This is a genomic window from Plantactinospora soyae (assembly GCF_014874095.1).
Classification (GTDB): Bacteria; Actinomycetota; Actinomycetes; order Mycobacteriales; family Micromonosporaceae; genus Plantactinospora; species Plantactinospora soyae.
The window spans coordinates 320663-343098 of record NZ_JADBEB010000001.1; the positions used below are offsets into that span (position 1 = coordinate 320663).

The 22436-nt window shown below is 69.4% G+C and carries 22 protein-coding genes and 2 pseudogenes; 10 read left to right on the forward strand and 14 right to left on the reverse strand.

Features of this window, described 5'->3' with window-relative positions; translation table 11 throughout:
• Positions 1-26 precede the first annotated feature (26 nt).
• From H4W31_RS01450 to H4W31_RS01460, 3 genes are read left to right on the forward strand one after another with little or no spacing between them, the layout of a single operon-like run.
• A complete protein-coding gene (locus H4W31_RS01450; RefSeq protein ID WP_225945345.1) occupies positions 27-359 on the forward strand; it encodes a PadR family transcriptional regulator in 333 nt (110 codons plus the stop codon).
• Entirely contained in the window at positions 356-997 is a 642-nt protein-coding gene (locus H4W31_RS01455) for a hypothetical protein (RefSeq protein ID WP_192764983.1), read from the forward strand. The genes H4W31_RS01450 and H4W31_RS01455 overlap by 4 nt, the downstream gene beginning before the upstream one ends.
• 3 nt (positions 998-1000) lie before the next feature.
• Positions 1001-1282 carry a hypothetical protein gene (locus H4W31_RS01460; protein ID WP_192764984.1) on the forward strand — a complete coding sequence of 94 codons (282 nt, stop codon included), beginning with the start codon at positions 1001-1003 and terminating at the stop codon, positions 1280-1282.
• 29 nt (positions 1283-1311) lie between these two features.
• Here the strand turns inward: H4W31_RS01460 and H4W31_RS01465 are convergent, their stop codons facing one another.
• From H4W31_RS01465 to H4W31_RS01480, 4 genes are all read right to left on the reverse strand, one after another.
• Positions 1312-1557: a DUF6458 family protein gene (locus H4W31_RS01465; protein ID WP_192764985.1), complete on the reverse strand. Its 246-nt coding sequence runs from the start codon at positions 1555-1557 to the stop codon at positions 1312-1314.
• 207 nt (positions 1558-1764) lie between these two features.
• Positions 1765-3387 carry an amidase family protein gene (locus tag H4W31_RS01470; protein WP_318782970.1) on the reverse strand — a complete coding sequence of 541 codons (1623 nt, stop codon included), beginning with the start codon at positions 3385-3387 and terminating at the stop codon, positions 1765-1767.
• Between the two features lie 199 nt (positions 3388-3586).
• Complete coding sequence (locus H4W31_RS01475) at positions 3587-3871, reverse strand: hypothetical protein (RefSeq protein WP_192764986.1); 285 nt, start codon at positions 3869-3871, stop codon at positions 3587-3589.
• 99 nt (positions 3872-3970) lie between these two features.
• Positions 3971-5479: a hypothetical protein gene (locus H4W31_RS01480; protein ID WP_192764987.1), complete on the reverse strand. Its 1509-nt coding sequence runs from the start codon at positions 5477-5479 to the stop codon at positions 3971-3973.
• Positions 5480-5851: 372 nt separating this feature from the next.
• Between H4W31_RS01480 and H4W31_RS01485 the strand changes: the two genes are divergently transcribed.
• The gene (locus tag H4W31_RS01485; RefSeq protein WP_192764988.1) at positions 5852-6529 is read left to right on the forward strand and encodes a hypothetical protein; all 678 of its coding nucleotides are present in this window, start codon (positions 5852-5854) and stop codon (positions 6527-6529) included.
• A 273-nt stretch (positions 6530-6802) separates the two neighbouring features.
• A pseudogene (locus tag H4W31_RS42380) lies at positions 6803-6991 on the forward strand (alpha/beta hydrolase); the annotation flags it as partial.
• A 106-nt stretch (positions 6992-7097) separates the two neighbouring features.
• Here H4W31_RS42380 and H4W31_RS01490 read toward each other — a convergent pair.
• From H4W31_RS01490 to H4W31_RS01510, 6 genes and pseudogenes are all read right to left on the reverse strand, one after another.
• The gene (locus tag H4W31_RS01490) at positions 7098-7451 is read right to left on the reverse strand and encodes a hypothetical protein (RefSeq protein ID WP_192764989.1); all 354 of its coding nucleotides are present in this window, start codon (positions 7449-7451) and stop codon (positions 7098-7100) included.
• Positions 7452-7632: 181 nt separating this feature from the next.
• Positions 7633-7767, reverse strand: a pseudogene (locus H4W31_RS42385) (IS701 family transposase); the annotation flags it as partial.
• Positions 7768-8027: 260 nt separating this feature from the next.
• Complete coding sequence (locus H4W31_RS01495) at positions 8028-8231, reverse strand: helix-hairpin-helix domain-containing protein (protein WP_225945346.1); 204 nt, start codon at positions 8229-8231, stop codon at positions 8028-8030.
• A gap of 96 nt (positions 8232-8327) precedes the next feature.
• Positions 8328-8570 (reverse strand): hypothetical protein, encoded by a 243-nt coding sequence (locus H4W31_RS01500; RefSeq protein ID WP_192764991.1) that lies wholly within the window; start codon positions 8568-8570, stop codon positions 8328-8330.
• Between the two features lie 275 nt (positions 8571-8845).
• Positions 8846-10054: a helix-turn-helix domain-containing protein gene (locus H4W31_RS01505; RefSeq protein WP_192764992.1), complete on the reverse strand. Its 1209-nt coding sequence runs from the start codon at positions 10052-10054 to the stop codon at positions 8846-8848.
• 337 nt (positions 10055-10391) lie between these two features.
• Positions 10392-11048, reverse strand: coding sequence for a hypothetical protein (locus H4W31_RS01510; protein WP_192764993.1), 657 nt, complete (start codon positions 11046-11048; stop codon positions 10392-10394).
• Between the two features lie 410 nt (positions 11049-11458).
• Here H4W31_RS01510 and H4W31_RS01515 point away from each other — a divergent pair, with 410 nt between their 5' ends.
• Both H4W31_RS01515 and H4W31_RS01520 read left to right on the forward strand, forming a co-directional pair.
• On the forward strand, positions 11459-11605 hold the full coding sequence (locus H4W31_RS01515; protein ID WP_318782971.1) for a hypothetical protein: 147 nt from the start codon (positions 11459-11461) through the stop codon (positions 11603-11605).
• A 57-nt stretch (positions 11606-11662) separates the two neighbouring features.
• Positions 11663-12304, forward strand: coding sequence for a hypothetical protein (locus H4W31_RS01520; RefSeq protein WP_192764995.1), 642 nt, complete (start codon positions 11663-11665; stop codon positions 12302-12304).
• Positions 12305-12335: 31 nt separating this feature from the next.
• On the opposite strand, the gene H4W31_RS01525 is transcribed toward H4W31_RS01520, so the two are convergent.
• Positions 12336-13400: a tetratricopeptide repeat protein gene (locus H4W31_RS01525; RefSeq protein ID WP_192764996.1), complete on the reverse strand. Its 1065-nt coding sequence runs from the start codon at positions 13398-13400 to the stop codon at positions 12336-12338.
• Between the two features lie 304 nt (positions 13401-13704).
• Between H4W31_RS01525 and H4W31_RS01530 the strand changes: the two genes are divergently transcribed.
• Complete coding sequence (locus H4W31_RS01530; RefSeq protein ID WP_404825680.1) at positions 13705-16200, forward strand: acylase; 2496 nt, start codon at positions 13705-13707, stop codon at positions 16198-16200.
• Between the two features lie 94 nt (positions 16201-16294).
• Here H4W31_RS01530 and xylB read toward each other — a convergent pair whose 3' ends face one another.
• Both xylB and xylA read right to left on the reverse strand, forming a co-directional pair.
• Entirely contained in the window at positions 16295-17710 is a 1416-nt protein-coding gene (xylB, locus tag H4W31_RS01535; protein ID WP_192764998.1) for a xylulokinase, read from the reverse strand.
• Positions 17711-17893: 183 nt separating this feature from the next.
• On the reverse strand, positions 17894-19081 hold the full coding sequence (gene xylA / locus H4W31_RS01540) for a xylose isomerase (RefSeq protein ID WP_192764999.1): 1188 nt from the start codon (positions 19079-19081) through the stop codon (positions 17894-17896).
• 133 nt (positions 19082-19214) lie between these two features.
• Here xylA and H4W31_RS01545 point away from each other — a divergent pair, with 133 nt between their 5' ends.
• Positions 19215-20426, forward strand: coding sequence for an ROK family transcriptional regulator (locus tag H4W31_RS01545; protein WP_192771766.1), 1212 nt, complete (start codon positions 19215-19217; stop codon positions 20424-20426).
• Between the two features lie 291 nt (positions 20427-20717).
• Here the strand turns inward: H4W31_RS01545 and H4W31_RS01550 are convergent, their stop codons facing one another.
• Positions 20718-21194: a MarR family winged helix-turn-helix transcriptional regulator gene (locus H4W31_RS01550; RefSeq protein ID WP_192765000.1), complete on the reverse strand. Its 477-nt coding sequence runs from the start codon at positions 21192-21194 to the stop codon at positions 20718-20720.
• 50 nt (positions 21195-21244) lie between these two features.
• On the opposite strand from H4W31_RS01550, the gene H4W31_RS01555 reads away from it, so the two are divergent.
• Positions 21245-22417 carry a PP2C family protein-serine/threonine phosphatase gene (locus H4W31_RS01555; RefSeq protein ID WP_318782972.1) on the forward strand — a complete coding sequence of 391 codons (1173 nt, stop codon included), beginning with the start codon at positions 21245-21247 and terminating at the stop codon, positions 22415-22417.
• The last annotated feature ends 19 nt before the right edge of the window (positions 22418-22436 follow it).

Consider the following 22436-nt stretch of genomic DNA (forward strand, 5'->3'; position numbering starts at 1 on the left):
TAGTTAGGGCTTGGTAGAGTACGACCATGCCTGCCCCCCGGATGACACTGCCGACCCAGGCGGTGCTGCGTACCCTGCTGGCGCACCCGTCGCACGAGTTCTACGGGCTGGAGCTCTGCGCCGCCGCCGGACTCGCCAGTGGGACCATCCATCCCATCCTGGCGAGACTGGAGACCCTCGGCTGGCTGGCGTCCCGGTGGGAGGAGCTGGATCCGCACGAGGCCGGCCGCCCCCGTCGCCGGTACTACTCGCTCACCTCCGACGGAGCCGTCCAGGCCAACCGGGCACTGGCCCAGGCCGACGCGCGCGTCGCCAAACTCGGGTTCCTCCGGCCAGGGCTGGCCGGAGGACAGCCGTGACCGCGCGGGAGCACCGCCCGGCGGGGTCGATCGAGATCGCGCTCGGCACCGCCCTGCGGGACGCCGACACCGCCGACGACGTCGTACTCCGGGTGCTGTCCGGCCTCCGCGCGGCCGGTGACCGGCGATTCACCCCGACGACGTCCCGGACATCGCTCGACCCGCCGCTGCCGCGACGTTTCCCGGGGCGCAACCCGGGCTCACACAGCAGTTGGGCGGCGCAGCCGCTTGTCCCGGCGGTCCGCGAGGCGTCGTCCATCGCCCAGAACACCAGCAGCTACCTGCGGGGATGGCACCTCGGCAACGAGGCGGTCCGGGCCGCCCGGCCAGCTGCGGTGATGGCGGTGGCCGCCCCGACCCAGCCCGCCGCCCCAGCCCGGTCCGCTCCCCCGGTCTCGCCCAGCGGGATGCTCCGGCTGCTCGCCGAACGGCGCCGCGCCACCGCCCTCCGGCTGGTCGAGGTCGTCGTGCAGATTCTCCCCGCCCGGGAACGCCCCCGCTACCACGAGGAGTTCCGGGCCGAGTTGAGCCGGCTGGACGGCCTGCGCCAGCTCGGTTACGCCGCCCGGCTGGTGCTGTCGATGTTCGCCCTGCGTCGTGCGCTCCGGCAGCCGGCGGACACCGTCGATTCGGAGTAGGGGATGCCGCTGCGCAGGGCGGGTACGGCCGCGGTGGGCGGAGGGCTGCTCACCGGCCTGGCGATGCTCGACTGGCCGGCGCTGGTGACACTCCTCGCGGTCAGCGCCATGGCCATGGCCGCCACCTGCTGGGTGGTGGCCGACCAGGACCGCCCGAAACGGCTCGCGCTGCTGATCCGCACCTGGCGTGGACATCCGCCCCGGCCGCTGACCGCCCGGTCGACACCGAGGTCGACCGCCGTCGTACCGGCCAGGAAGCCCGGCCGAACGGCGGACGGCCGATAGCGCCCCGGTCCACGCCGTACCTTGGTCGGCTACAGCGGCGGCTGCACGTCGCGTCGCTCCTCGACCCGGCGGTACGTTGTCGGCTCGGTGGTCGTGGTCGTCACCGCACGGCGACGGTTGCCCCAGATCACGGTGGTCATGATCAGGCCGAGCACACCGGCCCCCATCAGGATCCATCCGACCACGTCCAGGTCCAGGCCAGCGACGGTGGCGTTCAGCGCGAAGGTGAGGATCGCGCCGAGGGCGATCAGGAAGATGCTGGTACCGATACCCATGACAGGCCTCCTAACAGGGGTGTTGGCTGTCAGGGTGCTGCTACCCAGACGCCGGTCCGGCCAATCCACACCCGTACGCGGAGCGACCGAATTCGGGCCTGGCTGCGCAGTCGTCCCCACCGGTAGGAGCGGCGGCTCCGGACCCGTCAGAACGGGCCCGGAGCCGTCGTACCATGCCGTCGGCGCGCTACTGCGCCTCGAACGGCGTCATGGCGCGCAACTCGGGTCGCGGTCTCCGAAGTCGGCACACCGGAACAGCGACGGGTTCACCTGCGACGGCGGGCGCCACCTGCGCGACGCCTGCTCGTAGTCGTACGCCAGGGCGAGCAGTTGGGCCTCGGTGTAGGCGGTACCCAGGAAGGACATCCCGACCGGTCGGCCGTTCGCCGGGTCGTACCCGATCGGCACCGCGACCGACGGATACTGGGCGCGGGCGCCGATCCCGGCGGATCCGCTGCCGACGAAGACGATCGCGTCCAGGTTCTCGGCGGTCAGCGCCGAGTCGATCCGCTCCCGCGACCCGGCGATGCCGGTGTCCCGGTTCGTCTCGTACTCCGCCTTCGCCGCCGGGTCGGTCAGGTCGACCTCGTTCGAGGCGACGAGCTGGGTCTGGCCGAACTTGATCGTGCCCTCGTCGACGTGCGCGAGGTTGTAGCGGACCACGTCGTCGAGGGTGTCCATCGGCGCGTTGCGCGGCAGCCGGGCCAGGTACGCGTTCAGGTCCCGCTTGAACTCGTACGTCAGGATGCTCGGCGGCAGGCCGCCGGTGTTCACGGTGACCGGTACGACGGTGGCGCCCCGGGCCCGCAGCACGTCCAGCGCCTCGGTGAACAGCACCCCCTGGTTGCCGGTCGGGGTGCTGGCCACACCGATCCGCTTGCCCCGCAACGCGGTGTCGGAGAGCAGCTTGGTGTAGTCGGTGCCGACCACACCCGAGCTGGTACCGGTGACCGGGTCCTCCGGGTCGATCCCGGTCAGCGCGGTGAGCAGCGCGGCGGCGTCGTATACGGTCCGGGTCATCGGGCCAGCGGTGTCCTGGCTGGCCGCGATCGGCACCACCCCGGTCCGGCTGACCAGCCCGACCGTCGGCTTCACCCCGACCAGGGAATTCGCCGCCGAGGGACTGAGGATCGAGCCGGACGTCTCGGTGCCGATGGTGACCGTGGCGAGCGCCGCCGCGGCGGCCGATCCGGAACCGGAACTGGACCCGCTCGGCGTCTGGCTGACGTCGTACGGGTTGAGCACCTGGCCGCCGAGTCCGCTGTAGCCGGACGGCATTCCGTTGGTGGTGAAGTTGGCGAACTCGGTCAGGTTGGTCTTGCCGAGGATGATCGCGCCGGCCGCCTTCAGCCGGGTGACCAGGAAGGCGTCCTTCGCCGGGTACGAGTTCTCCAGCGCCAGCGCGCCGGCGGTGGTCGGCAGGCCCTTGAGGTCGATGTTGTCCTTGATCAGCACCGGGATGCCGTGCATCGGCCCTCGGGGGCGGCCCCTACGGCGGTCCTGGTCGGCCTGCTTGGCCTGCGCGACGACGTCCCGGGTGACCACCCGGACGGCGTTCAGCCCCGGCCCGTTGGTGTTCAGCGTCCGGATCCGCTCCAGGTACGCCTCGACGAGTTCCTCGGAGGTGATCCGGCGGGCGGTCAGCGCCTCCCGGATCTGAGGAATGCCTGCGCGCTCCAGATCGAGCGGGAACGAACGGTCCCGTCCGGTCGCCTCGGAGGGGGCACCGAGGGTGGTGGTGACGAGTGCGGCGATGCTGACCAGGACGGTGGTGAGTACGACGATCCGGGACGCGAAACGCGGCCGGGGTGGCACAACGGAATGATGCACCTGTACGCCCTTCCAGAAGGCCGCGTCCGGACGCGGGGACGCCCGGACACGGAGGGGGATCTCGGAAGCACACGGCTCGGGTGTTGAGATTACGATACGAATCGATTCCAGCCCGGTAAAACGATCTTCGTGGCGACGTGTCGTCCCGTCGGGTTCGCGTTCCGATCACCGGGCTCCGGCCGCCAGCCCGATCAAGAACTCAGGCGGTGTGCGCCACCCACTGCTCGGCGGACGTGTCGTAGCGGGCCAGTGTGTCCGGCCGGACGGCCTCGAACGGCACCCACTCCTCGTCCTGCTCCGGAGTCCAGTCCTCGACCCACTGGGCGGAGATCGGGCTGAACCGCCATCCCATCAGCACCCGCTCGTCCGTGACGTCCAGGACCCGGCCGAGGAACGTCCGACCGTCCACGAAGGTGAACCTGACCTCGTCATCGTCGTCCATGCAGTGCACCAGGAACGCGCGCAGCTCAAGCGGGGCGGACACCGCCCCAGGCTATGCGACCGTTCCGTTCTGCATCCGGCAGCGGGACGGCTCGGGACAAGGTCCGGCGCGGTGACTCTCGGCCGTTGTCAACGGGCCGGCTCAGCGGTTGAGGGTCCGGGTCAGCCCGGCGACGACCGCCGTGGTCAGCACCCAGCCGACGACCACCAGCAGCGCGGCGACGTACTCCGTCAGACCCGACGGTTTCCAGGCGTTGTCGTGGCCCAGGTTGACGATCGGGAGGAGTAGGTCGAGGGCCTGGAGCGCCGCATTCCGGGCCGGCGCCTCCGCCGGATTCCGGGGTACGGAGGGTTGCAGGAGGAAGCTGACCGTCCCGAGTGCCCAGAATGCGACCAGCCAGATGCCGGCCAGCCAGGCGCGGTAGCCGTACCCGACGAGCCCGTCCACCAGGTAGCCCAGCAGGCGTCCCGGGATGCGGAGCGTCGCGCGCCGCCGACGCTGTCGTTCCAGCAGCACCCGGCGAGCCTCCACGTCCTGCCCACCCCGACGGTACTGCTCGGCGAGTTGCTCGTACGGCTGCGGCGTGTACCCCTCGGGGCTGCGGCGCAACCAGTCCAGCCGTTGCCGGACGCTGACCGGTGCCGGCGGGGACGGCTGGTGCGGATCGGCCGGGCTTCGGGCGATCAGCAGCCGGTAGGTGCAGCCGACCAGTTCGAGTTCGGACGGCCAGGTCTGCGGATTGTCGAAGATCGTATCCGCCTGCAAGCCGGAGAGGCGAACTCTCCCGATCGGCGTGGTGGCGAAGGTCAGCCACAGGCTGCCGACCCGTGCCCCGCCGAGATGCAGGGCGTACGACTTCGTCCCGTGGAGTTCGGCATTGTTGAAGTTGAGTTGGCTGCCGATCTGCGCGTGGATGAGCAGCACTCCACCGTCGGCCACGAACCCGAACCGCGCGGTCAGGTTGCCGGCCACCGTCAACCGGTCGCCGCTCAACGCCGCCCCGCCGGTGTGCCGCAGCCTGGCTCCGTCGAGGTCCACACTGCCGCCGACCGTCGTACCGCCGAGCCAGACCTGCCCCTCGGTGGTGAACCCCCGTCGGGCGTGCAGGTTCCCGATCACCGTCATCCGAGCCGCGGCCAGGGCCGTACCCGGTTCCAGCGTCGTACTGGTGGGTTCGCTGGTTGCCTCGACCGGGTTGACGACGTGGGAGCCGTCCAGGGTGACCGTGCCGCCGACCCGGGCGTCGCACAGGTCGACCGGCCTGGCGACCTTACATCTGACGAGAGCCAGGTCGCCCCGGAGTTCCAGCAACCGGGCGCGCAGACCGGGCAGGGTGCAGTCGGTGAGCAGCAGGTTGACCACCCGCGCCTCGGTCAGATCCGGTACGTCGCTGAAGGTGGACGAACTGATCTCCACCGGAACGGTGACCTCGACGTGCCGCAGGTCGAGCCGGCCGACGATCTCGGCGGACCGTAACCGCAGTGCGGCGCGCGGAGCCGTACCCCGGTCAGCCGGGCCGGCAAGCAGTTCCGCCAGCACCGACGCGCGGACCGGATGCGACGTACCGCTCAGGTCGACTTCGGCGCCTCGGTGGAATGCCGCCTGTACGTGCCGTTCGGCGGCGTTCCACCGGGAAGAGGTTTTCCACACGACAGCGAGGATCGCAGAGGATCACCACTCGTGGGTAACGTGCCGCTTCCGCGACCGGCTGTGCAGCCTGGGCGCTCCTCGTCGCCGCAACGACCTGGTGGGCCCACTCTCGTGGCAGGCGTGCTGCCGGCAACATCTACGGCACGGCCATCACCGAGGACTTGCGCCGCCGGTTGATCCGGCGGTACCCGGTGCGACCCGTGTGTGGGTCGTAGCGGACACCCCTGGGCACCGAACGAACACCCACAAACCACATCCACCCATCGCCGTCCGACCGTCCGGTCACGGCTGATGTCGCCTGCCCGACATACGGCAGATACACCCCGGCGCGATCACCCACGATGACCGAGCCAACACCCCCAGGGAGCAAACGTGACCTATCAGCCGCCATCGAGCGACCCGACCCACCCGGTGCCGTACACCCCTGGCCCCGAGGTCGAGCAGCCGATCAGCTCGTCCGGTGCACACGCGCCGCCGGTCCCAAAGACGCGGGGCCTGCTGACGTGGCTCGCCGGAGGGGCCGCCGCAGTCGTCATCCTCAGCATCGGGATCGGAATCGGCGCCAACCTCGACAACGGCCAGACCGTCCAGCCCGGCGCAGCAGCGGCCAGCACGCCGACGGCGAAGCCCGCCACGCCTGCCCCGACGGCGACCACCGCCGCACCAACCCCGACGAAGACGACCGCCGCTCCGAAGCCGACCAAGGTGACCTACCGCCCGCTGTCCGAACGGCAGTGGAAGCTCGTGGCGAAGAACCCCGACAACTACATCGGGAAGACGTACATCGTGTACGGGGTCGTGAGCCAGTTCGACGCCGCGACCGGAACGAACGCGTTCCTCGCCAACGTCGCCGGCAAGAACCTGGCCGAGGACTACGAGTACGACACAAACACGATGCTCAGCGGCGACGCGGGCAAGCTGACGAACCTGGTCGAGGACGACGAGTTCCGGGCCACGGTGAGGGTCATCGGGTCGCACAGCTACGACACGCAGATCGGCGGGAACACGACAGTCCCCTTGCTGGCTATCGCCTCGATCAAGATCCTGTGAGCGGCCAACGCACATCGAGGTCGCCGTGTCGACGATCAACGAGTTTCGCAAGCAGGTCGTGAGACGCCAGAAGGAACAGGGCCATGGCTGACCAGATCGCCCTTGTCCACCACCCGGTGGTGAGTATCCGGTTAGCGAGTTCATCCGCGCAGACCAAGGTGCTGCCCGCCGTTGCCGCTCACTGGCGTCAGCACCTGGTTGTCGGTCCGACCGTGGACGCCATAACCGCCCTGGCCCCCGGCGTAGACCGGCTTCCAGGTCAAGTCACGACGAGCGGCATTGCACCGGCTTGCCAAAGCAGCGCCAGACACACGACCCGTGATCGTCGCCAAGTCGCTCGGCACGCATGCCGCTGGCCTGGCGGCTGAGCGACATCTACCGGCCATCTGGCTGACGACGCTTCTGTACGACGCCGAGATCACCGATGGGATCACCCGCAACCCCGCGCCGGGAGTTCTTGTCCCAACTCGCCTGATCGCCCGATGTGTCAGGCCGATGAGATCATTGAATCCACAGGCCAAAAGGGCGATCCACCGCCGCGCACTCTGCGGCGGTGGATCGTTCGTGATCAGCCGCAGGGTCTGGCCAGATTCCCGTCGAGGTAGCCCTCGTAGATCCAGCCCCAGTTGGTGAGGGTCCACCAGTTGCCCGTCGACAGGTTCATCCAGCTGCACGTCTTGTAGATCGTGGTGCCGTAGGGGACGTAGTCGGTGACGCGACACGCGGCGGCCGGGCCATTGTGTACCGCTGCCCGGGGGGACTTGAGCACCCGTGCGGGAACCTCGACGTTTGAGCTTCCACGGACGCTCGGACACGTCGCCGCCACGGCCGCCGAGGCGGCTGGGGCCTGCACGGTCCATGCACCGATCACGATGAGCAGCGCGGTGAGGACCGCCGCCGCCCGGTTCAACGCCCGTCTCATGGTGCCTCCCAAGATTGGTTCGAATGATGTGTCCACCATGGGCGACCATGATTGAAGGATCGTTGAGAGAATCTGGAATCGACGCCGGGACTCGTTGTGCTTGACCCGATTCGACGGACAGAGCCGGAAAGTTGATCACGCTACCTTGCTGATCGGTCTACCGGTGTATGCCTTCGACCGCGAACCCGACGTTGTCCGGGACGCCGGCGGCGGCCAGACGTTCCAGGCGGTCGCACCAGGATGTCTCGGGTAGGTAGAGCCGGCGGTCGATCATCGCCCGCCCCGCAGGTGGAACGTAGGCCAAAAACACCCCGACCAGCAGGTCTTACGTTCCACACCCGACGGCAGCCCTTCCACGAACTGCCCGGCCGTCCGACGGGGCTCCACCCGTATGGACCGGTCAGCGACACGCGTCACCGCCTCGTCCAGGATGACCCGTCACCCGGCGGGGTCTACGCTGTGGCACGCGGCCACCGCAGGATCTTCGGTTGTCCTCACAAACCATCGATGATCAACGCGGTGGTCGTCTCCATACCCGCGCCACACCCAACGCCGAAGCCAAGTGAGGTTGGAGTACTAACCCAGACTCAGGTTGTGCTCTTCGAGCGCGCTCTGGATGATTTCGAGCGCTTTCGGGCCCATGCCGTGCAGCTTGGCCAGCTCAGCACGCGGCACCCCGGCTAGCTCACGCAGAGCCGTGTACCCAGCGTTGTTCAAGGTCCGCGTCGCTGGCGCACCGATCTTCGGCAGGGTGCCGAGGGAGGAATCCACGCTCCTCATAATGTCCGGTCCGGGCCATCACTGCACCGTCATCCCGTGGCGTGTCGCGATCTGCCGCCGCCACGCCCAACGCCGAAGCCAAGTGACGTTGGAGTATTAGGCGGGGTCCGTGCCGCGTTTCCAGTCGGATGCCAGCCGCTCGTACGCCACCCGGCCGGCGAAGCAGTAGCCGGTGTGGTCCGGTGGGTTCCCACACGACCGGCAGCGCTGGTTGACCACCTGATGACGGAGCAGAACCGATCGCATCTCGGCTCGCTCGACCTCGTCCGGGATCGGCGCGGCTCCGGGGTCACGCAGCGGAAAGACGTCGGGAACCTGTTCGTGGTCACCTGGGAACATCTCGCTCCTTCGTCGTGGCGATCCTGCCCAGCCGGCGTCCGGCACCGACACGATGGCGCCACTCGGGCCGTCGGTACGTGGCGCCCCGGACCTCCGGTCGCGGAGCGCCACTCTCCACCTGAACCGCCCGGCTCATCGCCCTGGTCAGGGCAATCGCAGACGGGCGGCCGGATACGGCGCGCGGCCAGCCGTTGCCGATGGAGGTCGTGATGCCGCATCCGGTTGGTCACCGAACGTAGATGCGACGGAGAAGAGGAAAGGTAGGGTTCGTACCCCTACGGCGCCAGACCCACTTTCAGGGCCAGATCATGAGCAGGGCGGCGCTGCGCGGCGGGGCTACCCAGCAACTCCAACACCATCGACCGCGCGTACCCGTTGTACCGGATCGTTTCCGGCGCCGTCTCGTACGCCAGATCGAGCGTGCCCATGGTCGCCTGCCGGTCATTGCGCAGATGATGCCCACGGGCCACCTCGATCAGATGGCGGGCCCGGCGCGGCCTGGAGGGAATGGCGCGGGCGTCCGTCCGGTCCGCCTGTCGGAGCGCGTGGCCGCCCTTGCGTAGCTCGACTTCCACCGTCACCGCGTGCGGCCCCATGATGACCGCACTGAAGCTGGACCAGCGCTGGTAGAAGTCCTCGGGGAGCCGCTTCGCCACCCCACCAGCGATATCCAGGTGGTGCCACGCCTTTCCCGCCTCGCCTGCACGGGCGGCGGTGTGCGACGCCTCCACCTGCAACGCTCCCCATGATGCCAACAGGTCGTCCGAGGCGTCGGGAAGCTTGGGTTCGATCGCCCGCATCGCATCCAGGGTGACGGCCATGGCGGTGTCCCAGTCACCGGACTCGCGATGGGCGGCCGCCGCGAACCATGTCGCGCAGGCCAGGGCCAGCGGATCACCGGACTCCTGCGCGGCGAGCATCGCCCGGTCCACGGTCCGCAAGACCAGCTCGCCAGACGGCTGGTAGGCCAGGAACATCTGCGTCAATCCGAGCGCCTCGGTCAGGAGGGCGTACGCCTGCTGGCGATCGGTACTGACGCGGGCCGCGTGCTGGGCGTCGTGGATCAGCCCTGGCAGCAGCGCACCGATCACGGTCCGATGGTCCGGGGCGGCGTGCCGGGCGCGCCACGCGTTGTCCAGTCGGGCCCGGATGTGCGACAGCGGCTGCGGCTCGGTGTCCAGGCCAATCGGCCACCGGTTCAGCGCCTCCCGCACCGCTGGGAGGTACGCGTGTCCCGGCCCGACGGACACCGAGACCGGCTCGTCGGACCCGGTCAGCGTCGCCAGGTCGACACGTAGCGCCTTCGCGATCTGGCTGAGCATCTGGAGTCGCGGTGGCAGGAGTCGATTATTCTCGACAGCCTTGACCCACTCAGCCGACCGGCCAACGAGTCCTCCGAGGATCGCTCGCGTCTTCCCGGTCCGCTCGCGGTGCAACCGGATCCGTTGGCCGGCGGTGAGCGTCGGCAGGTTCTTTCCGTCCATCAACCGCTCCCAGGTAGCTGGGCGGCGGCCAGACTCGCACGCGTCCGAGCTGCCACTTCGGACCGTACACGGGAGGAGTCCACTCAGTCACCGGACCTGCCAGGGGACGGTCTCGTCGGCTCGGATTACGGGCCTTGCCCGAGACGCCAGCGGGCCTACACCTCCGAGACTCTCTCTAGTGCGTTGGCCATTAACGTTCGGGGTGTTTGAACCGGTTCGCCGGGTCGAGGGTCGATAGCTATCGACATCTACCTGAGTCTGGGAGGGTGGCGGTGGCGGTGCGGGTACGGGCACGGCAACTGTCCGATGCCAGCAACCTATGTGGCCAAGGCAGCAGCTACCGGATGTTCCCCCAGTCTGAGGGCCATTGATCCGCTGGACGCTTGCGGTAGAAGTCCAGATAGTTCTCCAGTTCGCCGGTGAGCCCGTTCTGGCCGTCATCCAGGAGGTCGGCGATTCGGTCCTCGACCCAGCACCGGTACGCGAACTGCTCGAACGTCGGCGCACACCAGGAAACCTCGTCAGCTTCCAGATGGTTGTCGTCGAACTCCAGGCCGTAGGCATGCACCACGAACGTCTGGTCCGGCCGCAGGTACAGGTACCACGTGACGCAGTCCTGCTGGTCCCTCAGGAACCGCAGGAGCCAGGCATCGCGTTCCCATGGACTCGGGAGGAGCGGTTTCGACGCCAACGACAGGTCGCCCCAGCAACTGGACGAGTTTATGAGGAGATGTCGGAGCGGTTGGTGGGTGTGGAAGGTGACGAAGTCCTGCGGGAGGGCCAGGCCGACAGCGGCGAGGGCCTGGCCGAGCTCCGTGACCAGCGCTTCCCCGTTCGGATCTGAATGCCTTGGTTCGTCGAGCCAGTCAAACTGTCCCGTGAATCGCGCCGGGTCCAGCGGAGGCACGGTGGAATACTCGCGCCGAACAAGGTCAAAACCACACCACACGGCGGGGAAGGTCAGCGGGAGCGGCTCGCCATCAACCGCGTTCATTGCTAGAACCTAGACCACCGCACCTGAGGACGTGGTCCCGGCCGGTCGTCGGAGCCACGTCCCTGGGTCATGTCGCCGTCAGGCCGTCTCCTCGCAGGGACCGGAGCAGGTGAAGTACTCCGGCCGCACCAACGTCACCGAGGCAGCCTGAGCCAACACCAGCAACCTATGTGGCCAACGCACTAGGAAGCTGGCATATTTCGCAGACACGTACTGACCGTTGACCCGGGCAAACATTGGACGGCGGGTTCGGCAACGACGACCAGCGTAGGCGTTCCGACGTCCACCGTCTCTTGCTTGACGGGCCCATGGAGGTATTGCCCTCGGGGCAGCTGTGGTGGGAATGTCCGGACGTGCCGAGACGACCACTCCGGATCATGGGAGCAGCGGAGATCGCTGAGTATCTCGGTGTGTCCCGTCAATGGGTCGAGGTGCTGAGCAAGCGGCGTGACTTCCCGGAACCCGCAGTGGTTCTGAAGGCCGGACGGATCTGGCGGACCGAGGACGTCGAGCGGTGGGCGGTGAGCCGTCGACCGGACAGTCGAGAAGAGGGCTAGCCAGCCAAGCTCTCCACTCACACACTCCTCTTGCCGAAGCGTGTTGTACTCATGTCCATGAATCGGCGGCGGGTACAGGCGGGCGCCGCCGCACTCGTACTCGTGCTCGGCCTCTCCGCGTACGCCGGATGGCGCTGGTGGCACAACCGGCCGCCGTACGGCCCGGAGGTGCTGGCCGCGACCGCGACGCTGGAGTTCGTGAACAACGAGGTCGCCTCGGCCGCCCTCGGGCAGGAGACCGCGCCGCGCGCCGACACCGGCGATCAACTGGCGTTGGGCCGGGTCACCTGGCAGCCCCCCGCCGAGTTCCAGCGGGACTCGACGCTCTGGATCGTTCTCCTGGACAAGCGCACCCAGCTCAAGCCCACGGCCTTCGGGGTCTCCTCGCCACGCCAGGACAAGGTGGGGATCGGCTCGCACGGGTACCTGCAAAAGGCGGCCGACCGCCATCCCTGGTTGCGCGGCGTCGCCGGCCACGAGGTCCACGGCGGGTGGCAGAGCGGTGGAAGCTCTCTGTTCGTGGCAGCGGCCGACGCAACGCCACTGACGTTCGTCGCCCTCTTTCCCGCCAACGAACAACCGCACCAGCCCGAGCTGCCATTCGCCGCAGCCCCGATAGCGATCTCGGACCTACTGGTCGCCCTGATCAGCATGGGACCCGACGGCCAGTTCTACTGGGCGCACCGACTCCTGGGCTGAGAGATCCGACCGGCAGTCGGCCGCCGCTGCGTCACTCGGAATTGCGGATGGTCGGCCACTCCGTCGGGATGAAGTCGTCGGGCGCGTTCAGGACGCTGATCATCCGCTGCCGGATGCTCTCGTGCATCACCGGTCCCCAGGGAAACTTCGTCGGGTACTGCACGATGTTGGCGAAGACGTTCGCCGGTCCGTCGTTCTGCTCCAGGTACTGGATCGCGGCCTGGGTGCAGACGTAGTCGGCGTAGGCCAGCGCCTGGTGGGCGGTGGTCATCAACGCCTCGGTGCCGGGCTGGTGCCGGAGGTACGGCTCGAACCACGGCAGGTCGACACCGGGCATCGGGGTCGGCTGGAACTGTAGGTCGTTGGAGAGCGCGATGGGCAGCGGATCGTCCTTGATGCCGTTGGCCTGGGCGAGCATCTGCGCGCCGGCCAGGACGCCGCCGGGCTCGGCCAGGTCGAGCAACCGCTGCCGGCCGATGACCACATGCTGATTTTTTTGCATGTACCTGTCGAGGCCCAGCGGATCGTCCGGAAAGTCGAACGCGATCTCGGCCAACGCCTCGACCCGATCCGTACGGCCACGGTTGTTGTAGTAGGTGATCATCCAGCTCATCGCCTTCGGGGCGTACTGCGGGTCGCTGGTGGCCCTCGCCTGCGCCATGGCGTCGCGAGCCTTGTCGTGGTCGCCCGCTCGCTCGTGGTTCAGGGCGATGTGGAACCAGGCGACCGCGCTGTAGCCGAGCCGGTACGGCTCCAGCAGAGCGTGCCACAACGGCATCGCCAGCTCGTAGTTTTCCATCCGGGTCCAGTGACCGGCGAGGAGCAGCTTCGCCGCGGGTGTGTAGATCGGATGGTCGCCGTCGGCGGCGATCCGCAACGCGTCCACGCCGCCTTCGAGCTGGCGGTGCGTGTACGGCACCGCCTTGGCCAGGGCGAGGAGAAATGCCGCCTCAATCCGGTATGGAGCCCCGGGAGCAGCCTCCGTGAGCCCTTGAAGCTGGAGGACGGCCGGCTTCGGCTCTCCAGTCAGCAACAACTCGAACGCGTCTCGGCACACCGCCGCGCGCCGGAGACGTTCGGCATCGGTCTCGTCCATGGGGTACCTCCTCGGCAGTCAGAGCAGCCGTAAGGAAGCTACACCGTGCCGCGACCCGATTACCTAACGTATCTCCATGGTCTTTCACCAAGGGCGCCACGACATCGCAAAACTCGCCACATTCCGGCCCGATTGTGGCCCTGATTCCACCCGCCGACCAAGGTCATGCATCCACAGGATGACATCTGCGGGACGATGCCCGATCGATGGCACCGCGCCTAGCCTTCAAGCCATGACAGGTGAAGACAACATAGGGCGCGTCCTCGTGCCGCGGGACGACGTACGCGGAAGACAGCTCATCCGCATCGGCACCGCCACGGTCGCCGCCGTCGTGCTTCTTGTTGGTCTCGTGCCGGGCGTCGCGCCAGCCGACGACGCGACGACCACGACGACTCGCGGGTACTCGGCGGAGATCCGGCGCGCGTCGTACGGTGTGCCGCACATTACCGCCGCCAACTTCGCCAGCCTGGGCTTTGGCGTGGGCAACGTGCAGGCCGAGGACAATATCTGCCTGATCGCCGAGCAGGTGGCCACCGTCGATGCCGTCCGGTCACGGCACTTCGGTGCCGACGAGCCGAACGTGCGAAGTGACCTTTTCTTCCAGAAGGCGACGGAGGACAGGGTCGTCGAACGGATGCTCGCCGGCACCCCTGACGGGGTGGAGGCACCGTCCCGGCAGGCCCGCGACCTCGTTCGTGGCTTCGCCGCCGGCTACAACAACTACCTCCGCAAGACCGGAGTGGCGAACCTGACCGACCCGCAGTGTCGGGCGAAGCCGTGGGTCCGACAGATCGGCGCGCTCGACCTCTGGCGGACCATCTGGGCCAACATGATCCGGTCCGGCTCCCTCGGCGCGCTCGACCTGATCGTCGAGGCGACACCACCGGCAGCGGGCACGGCTCGAAGCGCGGCGCCGAGCACAACGGAGATCGCCGCAGCGCTGTCGCGGGCGATCCGCCCAGCGGGCGCGGGCGGTGACGGTGGCACCGGCACCGGCACCGGCACCGGCACCGATTCCACGCTGGGCAGCAACGCCTACGGGTTGGGTGCCGAGGCGACGACGAGCGGTGCCGGGATGCTACTTGCCAATCCGCACTTCCCGTGGGACGGGCCCGACCGGTTCTACCGGATGCACCTGAAGATCCCAGGCGTGTACGACGTGGAAGGCGCGGCGCTGATCGGCAACCCGATCGTCCAGATCGGCCACAACGCCACGGTGGGCTGGAGTCATACGGTCTCCACTGCCGCGCGGTCCGTGTTGCACGAGCTGACGCTCGTACCCGGTGACCCGACGTCGTACCTCTACGACGGCCGTCCCCGGAAGATGACCCGACGCACCGTGACGGTCCAGGTGCCGACGCCGGGCGGCGGCACCGAGCCGGTGACCCGGACCATGTACGACACGCTGTTCGGCCCGGTGGTCTCCGTCCCCGACGCCCTGCCGTGGACGACCACGACGGCGTACGCGATGACCGACGTCAACGCCGACAACAGCCGTGCGGTGGACGGGTGGCTGCAGATGGGCCGGGCCCGGACGGTACGCGAGCTGAGGAAGGTCCTCGACCGGTACCAGTTCCTACCCTGGGTCAACGTCATCGCCGCCGACGCCAAGGGCGAGGCGTTGTACGGCGACCACTCGGTCATTCCACGGGTCACCGACGATCTCGCCGCCACCTGCATCCCGGACCGGTTCAAGCAGATGTACGCGTCCAGCGGTGACGCGGTGCTCGACGGATCGACCTCGAGGTGCGGGCTGGGCACCGACCCCGACGCCGCCGTGCCCGGGATCCTCGGCCCGGCACACCTGCCGGTGCTGCTCCGCACCGACTATGTCGCGAACTCGAACGACAGCTACTGGCTGACCAACCCGGAACAGCCGTTGACCGGTTACCCGCGAATCATCGGCGCCGAGCAGACGCCACGCAGCCTGCGTACCCGGCTTGGCCTGCTCCAGGTGCAGCAGCGGATCGCCGGTACCGACGGCCTGCCGGGCACCGGGTTCAGCGTCGAGAACCTCTGGCAGGTCCAGTTTGGCAACCGGGTCTACGGCGGCGAACTGGTCAGGGACGATCTCGTCGCGCTGTGCACGGCGAAGCCGCGCGCCACGGCGTCGAACGGTGCCACCGTCGACCTCACCGCCGCCTGCGCGGCGCTGCGCGCCTGGGACCTCCGCGTCGACCTGGACAGCCGGGGCAGCCACCTGTTCATCGAGTTCGCGCGGAGCGGTCCCATCCTGTTCCAGGACAGGTTCCTGGTGACCGATCCGGTCAACACACCGCGGATCCTCGCCACCGATGATCCGCGGGTGCTGACCAGCCTGGCCAACGCCGTACAGAGGCTGGAAGGCATCCCACTGGACGCCCCGCTCGGCGCCGTGCAGACCGAACCGCGCGGCACCGAACAGCTTCCGATCCACGGCGGCCCCGGTGGCGCCGGAATCTTCAACGCCATCAGCGCCTCGTTCACGCCCGGTGTCGGCTACCCCAAAATCGTGCACGGCTCGTCGTTCGTCATGGCCGTCGAGTTCGGCAGGAACGGCCCGTCCGGGCGACAGATTCTGACGTACTCCCAGTCGGCAAACCCGAACTCGCCGTACTACGCCGACCAGACCCGGCTCTACTCCCGCAAGGGCTGGGACACCATCAGGTACACCGACGCGCAGGTCGCAGCCGACCCGAATCTGCGCACGTACCGGGTCCGGGAGGGCGAACGCGACTGCGTGAACGGCGGATGGCGGGCATTCGCGCAGCCAGCGTTCACATCACAGCGGACCTGCGTCGCGTACTTCCGGCGCGCATAGTCCGCGAGGACAACCCGCGAGGAGAACAACCGCCTGACCGCCCGGCCACGCCACACCCAGCCGGGCGGTCGGGCGGCTCGGCGATCGCTGACCCTCAGCCAGTCGGGCGATCGGTGATCAGGTCACGCGCTCCGGCGTACTGCTCGCGGATCTGCGGGACGGCCGTGCCGGCGTACTCCTGGGGCTGGCTGGCGGACCACGTGGGTGGCTGCGACCCACTCTGGATGACCCAGGCGGCCTGCCGGGCGGCCCCGTCCGCGACGTACTCCCCCGGCTCGGGCACCAGCACCGGGCAGCCGAAGACCTCCGGGGCGATCCGGCGTACCGCCTCGGACCGGGCCCCGCCGCCGACCAGGATGACCCGGTTCGCGGTCGCGCCCTGGGCCAGCAGCGCGTCCAGCCCGTCGGCGAGCGCGCAGAGCATCCCCTCCACCGCCGCCCGAGCGAAGTGTGCCGGCGTCGAAGTACGCAGCGTCAACCCGTGCACCGCACCCGTCGCCCGCGGACGATTAGGTGTCCGCTCCCCCTCCAGATACGGGACCATCACCAGTCCACCAGCACCGGCCGGCGCCGACAACGCCAGCTTCGCCAACTCGTCGAGCCCGACACCCAACATCGACGCCGCAGCATCCAACACCCGAGCCGCATTCAACGTCGCCACCAACGGCAGGAACCGCCCGGTCGCATCCGCGAACCCGGCCACCGCCCCCGAGGAGTCTGCCGCCGGAGCATCCGCAACGCTGAACACGGTCCCCGAGGTCCCGATCGAGACGATCACATCGCCCGGCAACGCCCCGACCCCCAACGCCGCAGCAGCGTTGTCGCCGGTTCCCGGGCCCAACGGTGCCCCGTTCGGCAACTGCCCCGCCCGCTCCGCCGGACCCACCACCGCCGGCACCACCAACGACCGCCCGAACGCCCGCTCCAGAAGATCCGGCCGGTACTCACCCGTCGCCGGTGACCAGTAGCCGGTCCCGCTCGCGTCCCCCCGGTCGGTACGCAGCGCGTCCAGCCCCGCCGCCCCACCCAGCCGCCAGGTCAACCAGTCGTGCGGCAGGCACACCGCCGCCACCCGCCCAGCGTTCTCCGGCTCGTTCCGCGCCAACCAGCGCAGCTTCGTCACCGTAAAACTGGCCACCGGCACACTGCCGACCGCCTCCGCCCAGGCCTGCCGCCCAACCTCACCGCCCCCAAGCTCCTCGATCAACTCCAGAGCGGCCCCCGCCGACCGGGTGTCATTCCACAACAACGCCGGACGGACAACCTGCCCGCCCTCATCCAGACACACCATCCCGTGCTGCTGCCCGCCAACCGAGGCAGCCGCCACGTCGTCCAGCCCACCGGCCTCGCCGATCGCCGCCTGCAACGCATCCCACCACGCCTGCGGATCGACCTCGGTCCCGTCCGGGTGCCCCGCCCGGCCGCTGCGGACCAGCGTGCCGGTCTCCGCGTCCCGGATCACCACCTTGCACGACTGGGTCGACGAGTCGACTCCGGCGACGAGCGTCATTTCTCCGGTTCTCCTTCTTCCAGCGCAGCGACGGAAGGTTAGGAAGGGGCCCTTCTTCTACAAAAAGCGATAGGAAGGGGCCCTTCCTTACCTCAGCGACCAGGTCGGGTTGGGGGCCGGATCGCCCGCGTCGGGATCAAGCCTGACCGCCCAGAGCGGGTGATCCGGCCCCCAACCCCCACCTCAGCGAGCGCCGAGCAGATGCTCCAGGGCAAGCTGGTTGAGCCGAACAAACCCGAACCCACGCCCGGCGACAGCGTCCACGTCCAGGTCCTCGAACGCACTCCGGTCCGCGAGCAGATCGGCGTACGTCTCGCCCTCGCTCAACGTCGGCGCGGACAACTCGCCGACCTTGCTGGCGGCCAACGCCTCCTGCACCTCGGGGTCGGCCCGGAACGCCGCCGCCCGCTCCTTCAGCAGCAGGTACGTCCGCATGTTCGCCGCGGCCGACGCCCACACCCCGGCGTAGTCCTCGGTACGGGACGGCTTGTAGTCGAAGTGCCGGGGCCCGGTGTACGCCGGTCCGCCCTGCGGTCCACCGTTCTCCAGCAGGTCGACCAGGGCGAACGCGTTCATCACGTCGCCGTGCCCGAAGACCAGGTCCTGGTCGTACTTGATGCCACGCTGACCATTGAGGTCGAGGTGGAACAGCTTGCCCGACCAGAGTGCCTGGGCGATCCCGTGCGCGTAGTTGAGCCCGGCCATCTGCTCGTGCCCGACCTCGGGGTTGAGGCCGACCATCTCCGGGTGCTCCAGCTCGTTGATGAACGCGAGCGCGTGCCCGACCGTCGGCAGCAGGATGTCGCCACGGGGCTCGTTCGGCTTCGGCTCGATCGCGAACCGAAGCCCGTACCCCCGGTCGAGGACGTACTGGGAGAGCAGGTTGACCGCCTCGCGGTAGCGGTCGAGCGCGGCCCGGATGTCCTTGGCGACGTCGTACTCGGCGCCTTCCCGGCCGCCCCACATCACGAACGTGCTCGCGCCCAGCTCGGCGGCGAGGTCGATGTTGCGGAGCACCTTGCGCAGCGCGAACCGGCGTACGTCCCGGTCGTTGCTGGTGAAGCCGCCGTCCTTGAAGACCGGGTGGGTGAAGAGGTTGGTGGTGACCATCGGTACGACGAGACCGGTCTCGTCCAGCGCCTTGCGGAACCGGGCGATGTGGTGGTCCCGGGCCGTGTTGTCGGAGCCGAACGGGATCAGGTCGTCGTCGTGGAAGGTGATGCCGTACGCGCCCAGCTCGGCGAGCCGGTTGACCGCCTCGACCGGGTCGAGGTCGGCCCGGGTCGCCTCGCCGAACGGGTCACGGGCGGTCCAGCCGACGGTCCAGAGACCGAAGGAGAACTTGTCGGCAGGGGTTGGTTGGGCTGCCATGGTGACCTCCAGGAGACCGACTCGACGTGAAGAACATCCCGGGTTACATGCCGGCAACCCGGCCGATTTGTTTATCGGTTGAATTATTTGACCACGGTATGGCATTGTCAATACCGTGGCGCAACCCGCGGCGATGCCGGTCGGCGCGGCGAGTGTCGCCGTCCGGCAGGCCAGTCTGCGCGAGCACAACCTGGCGCTGGTGCTCCGGCACATCGCCACCGCCGCCCGGCCGCCGTCCCGCGCCGACCTGGCTACCATCACCGGGCTGACCCGGGCCACCGTCTCCGCGCTGGTCGACGATCTGATCACCGGGCGGCTGCTCAGCGAGGTCGTCCGGACCCCACGGTCCGGCGCCGGCCGCCCCGCGCTGGGTCTGACCCTGGCCGGTCACGGTCCGGTCGGCCTCGGTCTGGAGATCAACGTCGACTATCTCGCGGCCGTCCTGGTCGACCTTCCCGGAGCGGTACGGCACCGCGCGGTGCGCCGGATCGACCTTCGACCGGTACCGCCCGCCGAGGCACTCGCACTCGTCGCCGAGCTGATCACCGAGGCGGGCACCGAGGCCGACCGGCAGGACCTGGTGCTCGCCGGTACGGCACTCGCGGTGCCCGGACTGGTCAGTGCCACCGGAGTCGTCCGACTCGCCCCGAACCTCGGCTGGCGGGACGTGGACGTACCGGCCCTGCTCGGTGGGCATCCGATGCTAAGCGGACGCGGACTGAGCGTGGACAACGAGGCGAACCTCGCCGCCCTCGGCGAACTGCACGCCGGACCGCCCGACTCGGCCAACTTCATCTACATCTCCGGCGAGGTCGGCATCGGCGCCGGGATCGTGCTGCACGGCACCCTGTTCCGGGGCGCCCGAGGCTGGAGCGGCGAACTCGGCCACGTGCCCGTACATCCGGACGGCCGGCCCTGCCGCTGCGGCGGGCTCGGCTGTCTGGAGCAGTACGCCGGTCAGGAGGCCATTCTGGCCGGCGCCGGCCTGACCGACGGCCCCACCCCGCTCGCCCGGCTGATCGAGGCCGCCGGCCGCGACGAGCCGACCGCCCGCCGCGCACTGGTCGAGGCGGCCACCGCGCTCGGGGTCGCCATCGCCGGGGTGATCAACCTGCTGGACGTGGACACCGTGGTCCTCGGCGGCGTCTACGCGCCACTCGCCGGTTGGCTGGGCCCGCCGGTCGAGGCCGAGATCCGCCGCCGGGTGCTGACCGCCGCCTGGTCGCCGGTCACCGTACGCCCGGCACTGCTCGGCGGGGACGGCGCGGCGGTCGGTGCCGCCGGCTCGGTGGTCCGTACGGTGCTGGAGCAGCCCGCCCGCTGGCTGGCCCGCCCACTCCGCTGACCCGCCCCACTCCTGCCGTCCCACTCCTCCCGCCCGGCCCGGCCGTCCGGACGGCTGTTTCGCGCCCCGGGCCAGCCGTAGCGACGCGGCCGAAGCCGGCTCGCTATTGTTGCCGACGGACAACTATCTCCAATCCGCAACCATCTCTGGGCGACAGGAGTGCCAGCGCCGATGTGCACCGCTCGAGCACACGGAGGACGGGTCGTAGACGACGGCCCGGACCGGCGCGCCGACGGCGCCACGGCACGGGCGACGGTTCGGCCACGCCGCCGGCCGGACCGGCCCGGTCGGTCAGGCGGTCTTCTCGGTGGTCTCGACGTTGGCCCGGAAGGCCTGGTCGAATTCGGCGAGCCCGCGCAGCAGCGCCTGTCGTCCGGCCGGAGTCATCCCGGCGAGGGTGGCGGCCAGCCGCTCCCGGCGGTCAGCCCGGATCTCGTCCAACAGCCGGCCGCCTACCGTGGTGAGATGCAGGGAGATCTCCCGGCGGTCGGCACGACCCGGTTCGCGTTCCAGGAGCCCGGCGGCGACCAGCCGGTCACAGAGCCGACTCGCCGAGGAGAGCAGCATGCCGAGGATGCCGGCCAGACCCCGGAGGTTGATCCCGTCGAACTGTTCGACCACCATCAGCGCCCGCAGTTGGGAACTGGACAGCCGTCCGGTCGAACGCTCCCGAGCCGCATCCCAGACCGACAGCAGTGCCGCCGCGGCGGTGTCCACCGCCGTGGCGAGCGTCGCATCCGGTCCGCCAGGACCGCCGGATTCAGCCATGGTGATCCCGACACTACCGCCGCCGCCCAGACGGCCGCATCGGTGAGCGGGTGGATCGGGCGACCGGAACGACCGATCCGGGCGGCGGCACGCGGATGACCGACCGGTTGCTCGGGGTACGTCGCTGCCTGGCCGCCGCCCCGGCGGATCTCCTTCTCGAACGTCTCGGTACGGAGCTGGCCAGGACGTACGGGACGACGGAGACGGAACTTCTCCAGGTGGACTACCGGCTCGCCGCACTGGTGCCGTTGAGCGGCGCCGAGCCGGTGATCGGTGCCGGCACCCCGGCCTGGCGGTGCTTCGACCACCAGTCGGAGGTGGTCCAGGGCGGCGCCCTGCACGTTCCGGTCACGATGCGGGGGGATCGGCTCGGCGTACTCCGGCTGGCACCGGTCCCCGACGACCCGGAGCGGCGGGGCGAGCTGGCCGAGGTGGCCACGACGCTGGCGCACGAGCTGGTGGCGGTACGGCCGGGGACCGACCGGTACGCGGTGGGGGCCCGGACCCGCCGACTGACCCTGGCCGCCGAGATGCAGTGGGAGCTACTGCCCGGCCGGAGCCGGATCCGCCCGTCGTTCAGCCTGGCCGGGCAGCTCGAACCGGCGTACGCGGTGCGCGGCGACAGCTTCGACTGGGCGGACGACGGCCAGCGGGTGTGGCTGTCGACGGTCAACGGCATGGGCGAGGGCGTGACCGCCTCGATGCTCACCTGCCTCGGCACCAACGCCCTGCGCAACGCCCGGCGGGCCGGGCTCGAACTGGCCGACCAGGCGTCCCTGGCCGACCAGGCGATCTACTCCTACCACCAGGGCATCCAGCACCTGTCCGCGCTGCTGTTGGAGCTGGACCTGCAAACCGGAGTGGTGACCGCGGTGGACGCCGGCTCGCCCCGGCTGCTCGTACTCCGGGGCTCCGAGGTCATCGAGCAGCCGCTGGACGACCAGTTCCCGCTCGGCATGTTCGACGGCACCCTCTACCAGTCCCAGCGGTTCGAGCTGTCGGTCGGCGACCGGCTCTTCGTGGTCAGCGACGGCGTCCCCGAGGCGGCCTCCCAGACCGCCCGGTACGGCGAGACGGCACTGCACCGGTCCGTCCGCCGGACCAGGTCGATGGCGCCGCTGGAGGCGGTACGGTCGCTGCTGGGCGACCTGCGGGCGTTCGTCGGCAGCGACCTGGTGGACGACGCGGTGGTCGTGTGCCTGGACTGGACCGGCAGGGTCTGAACCGCGCGGGGTGGCTACC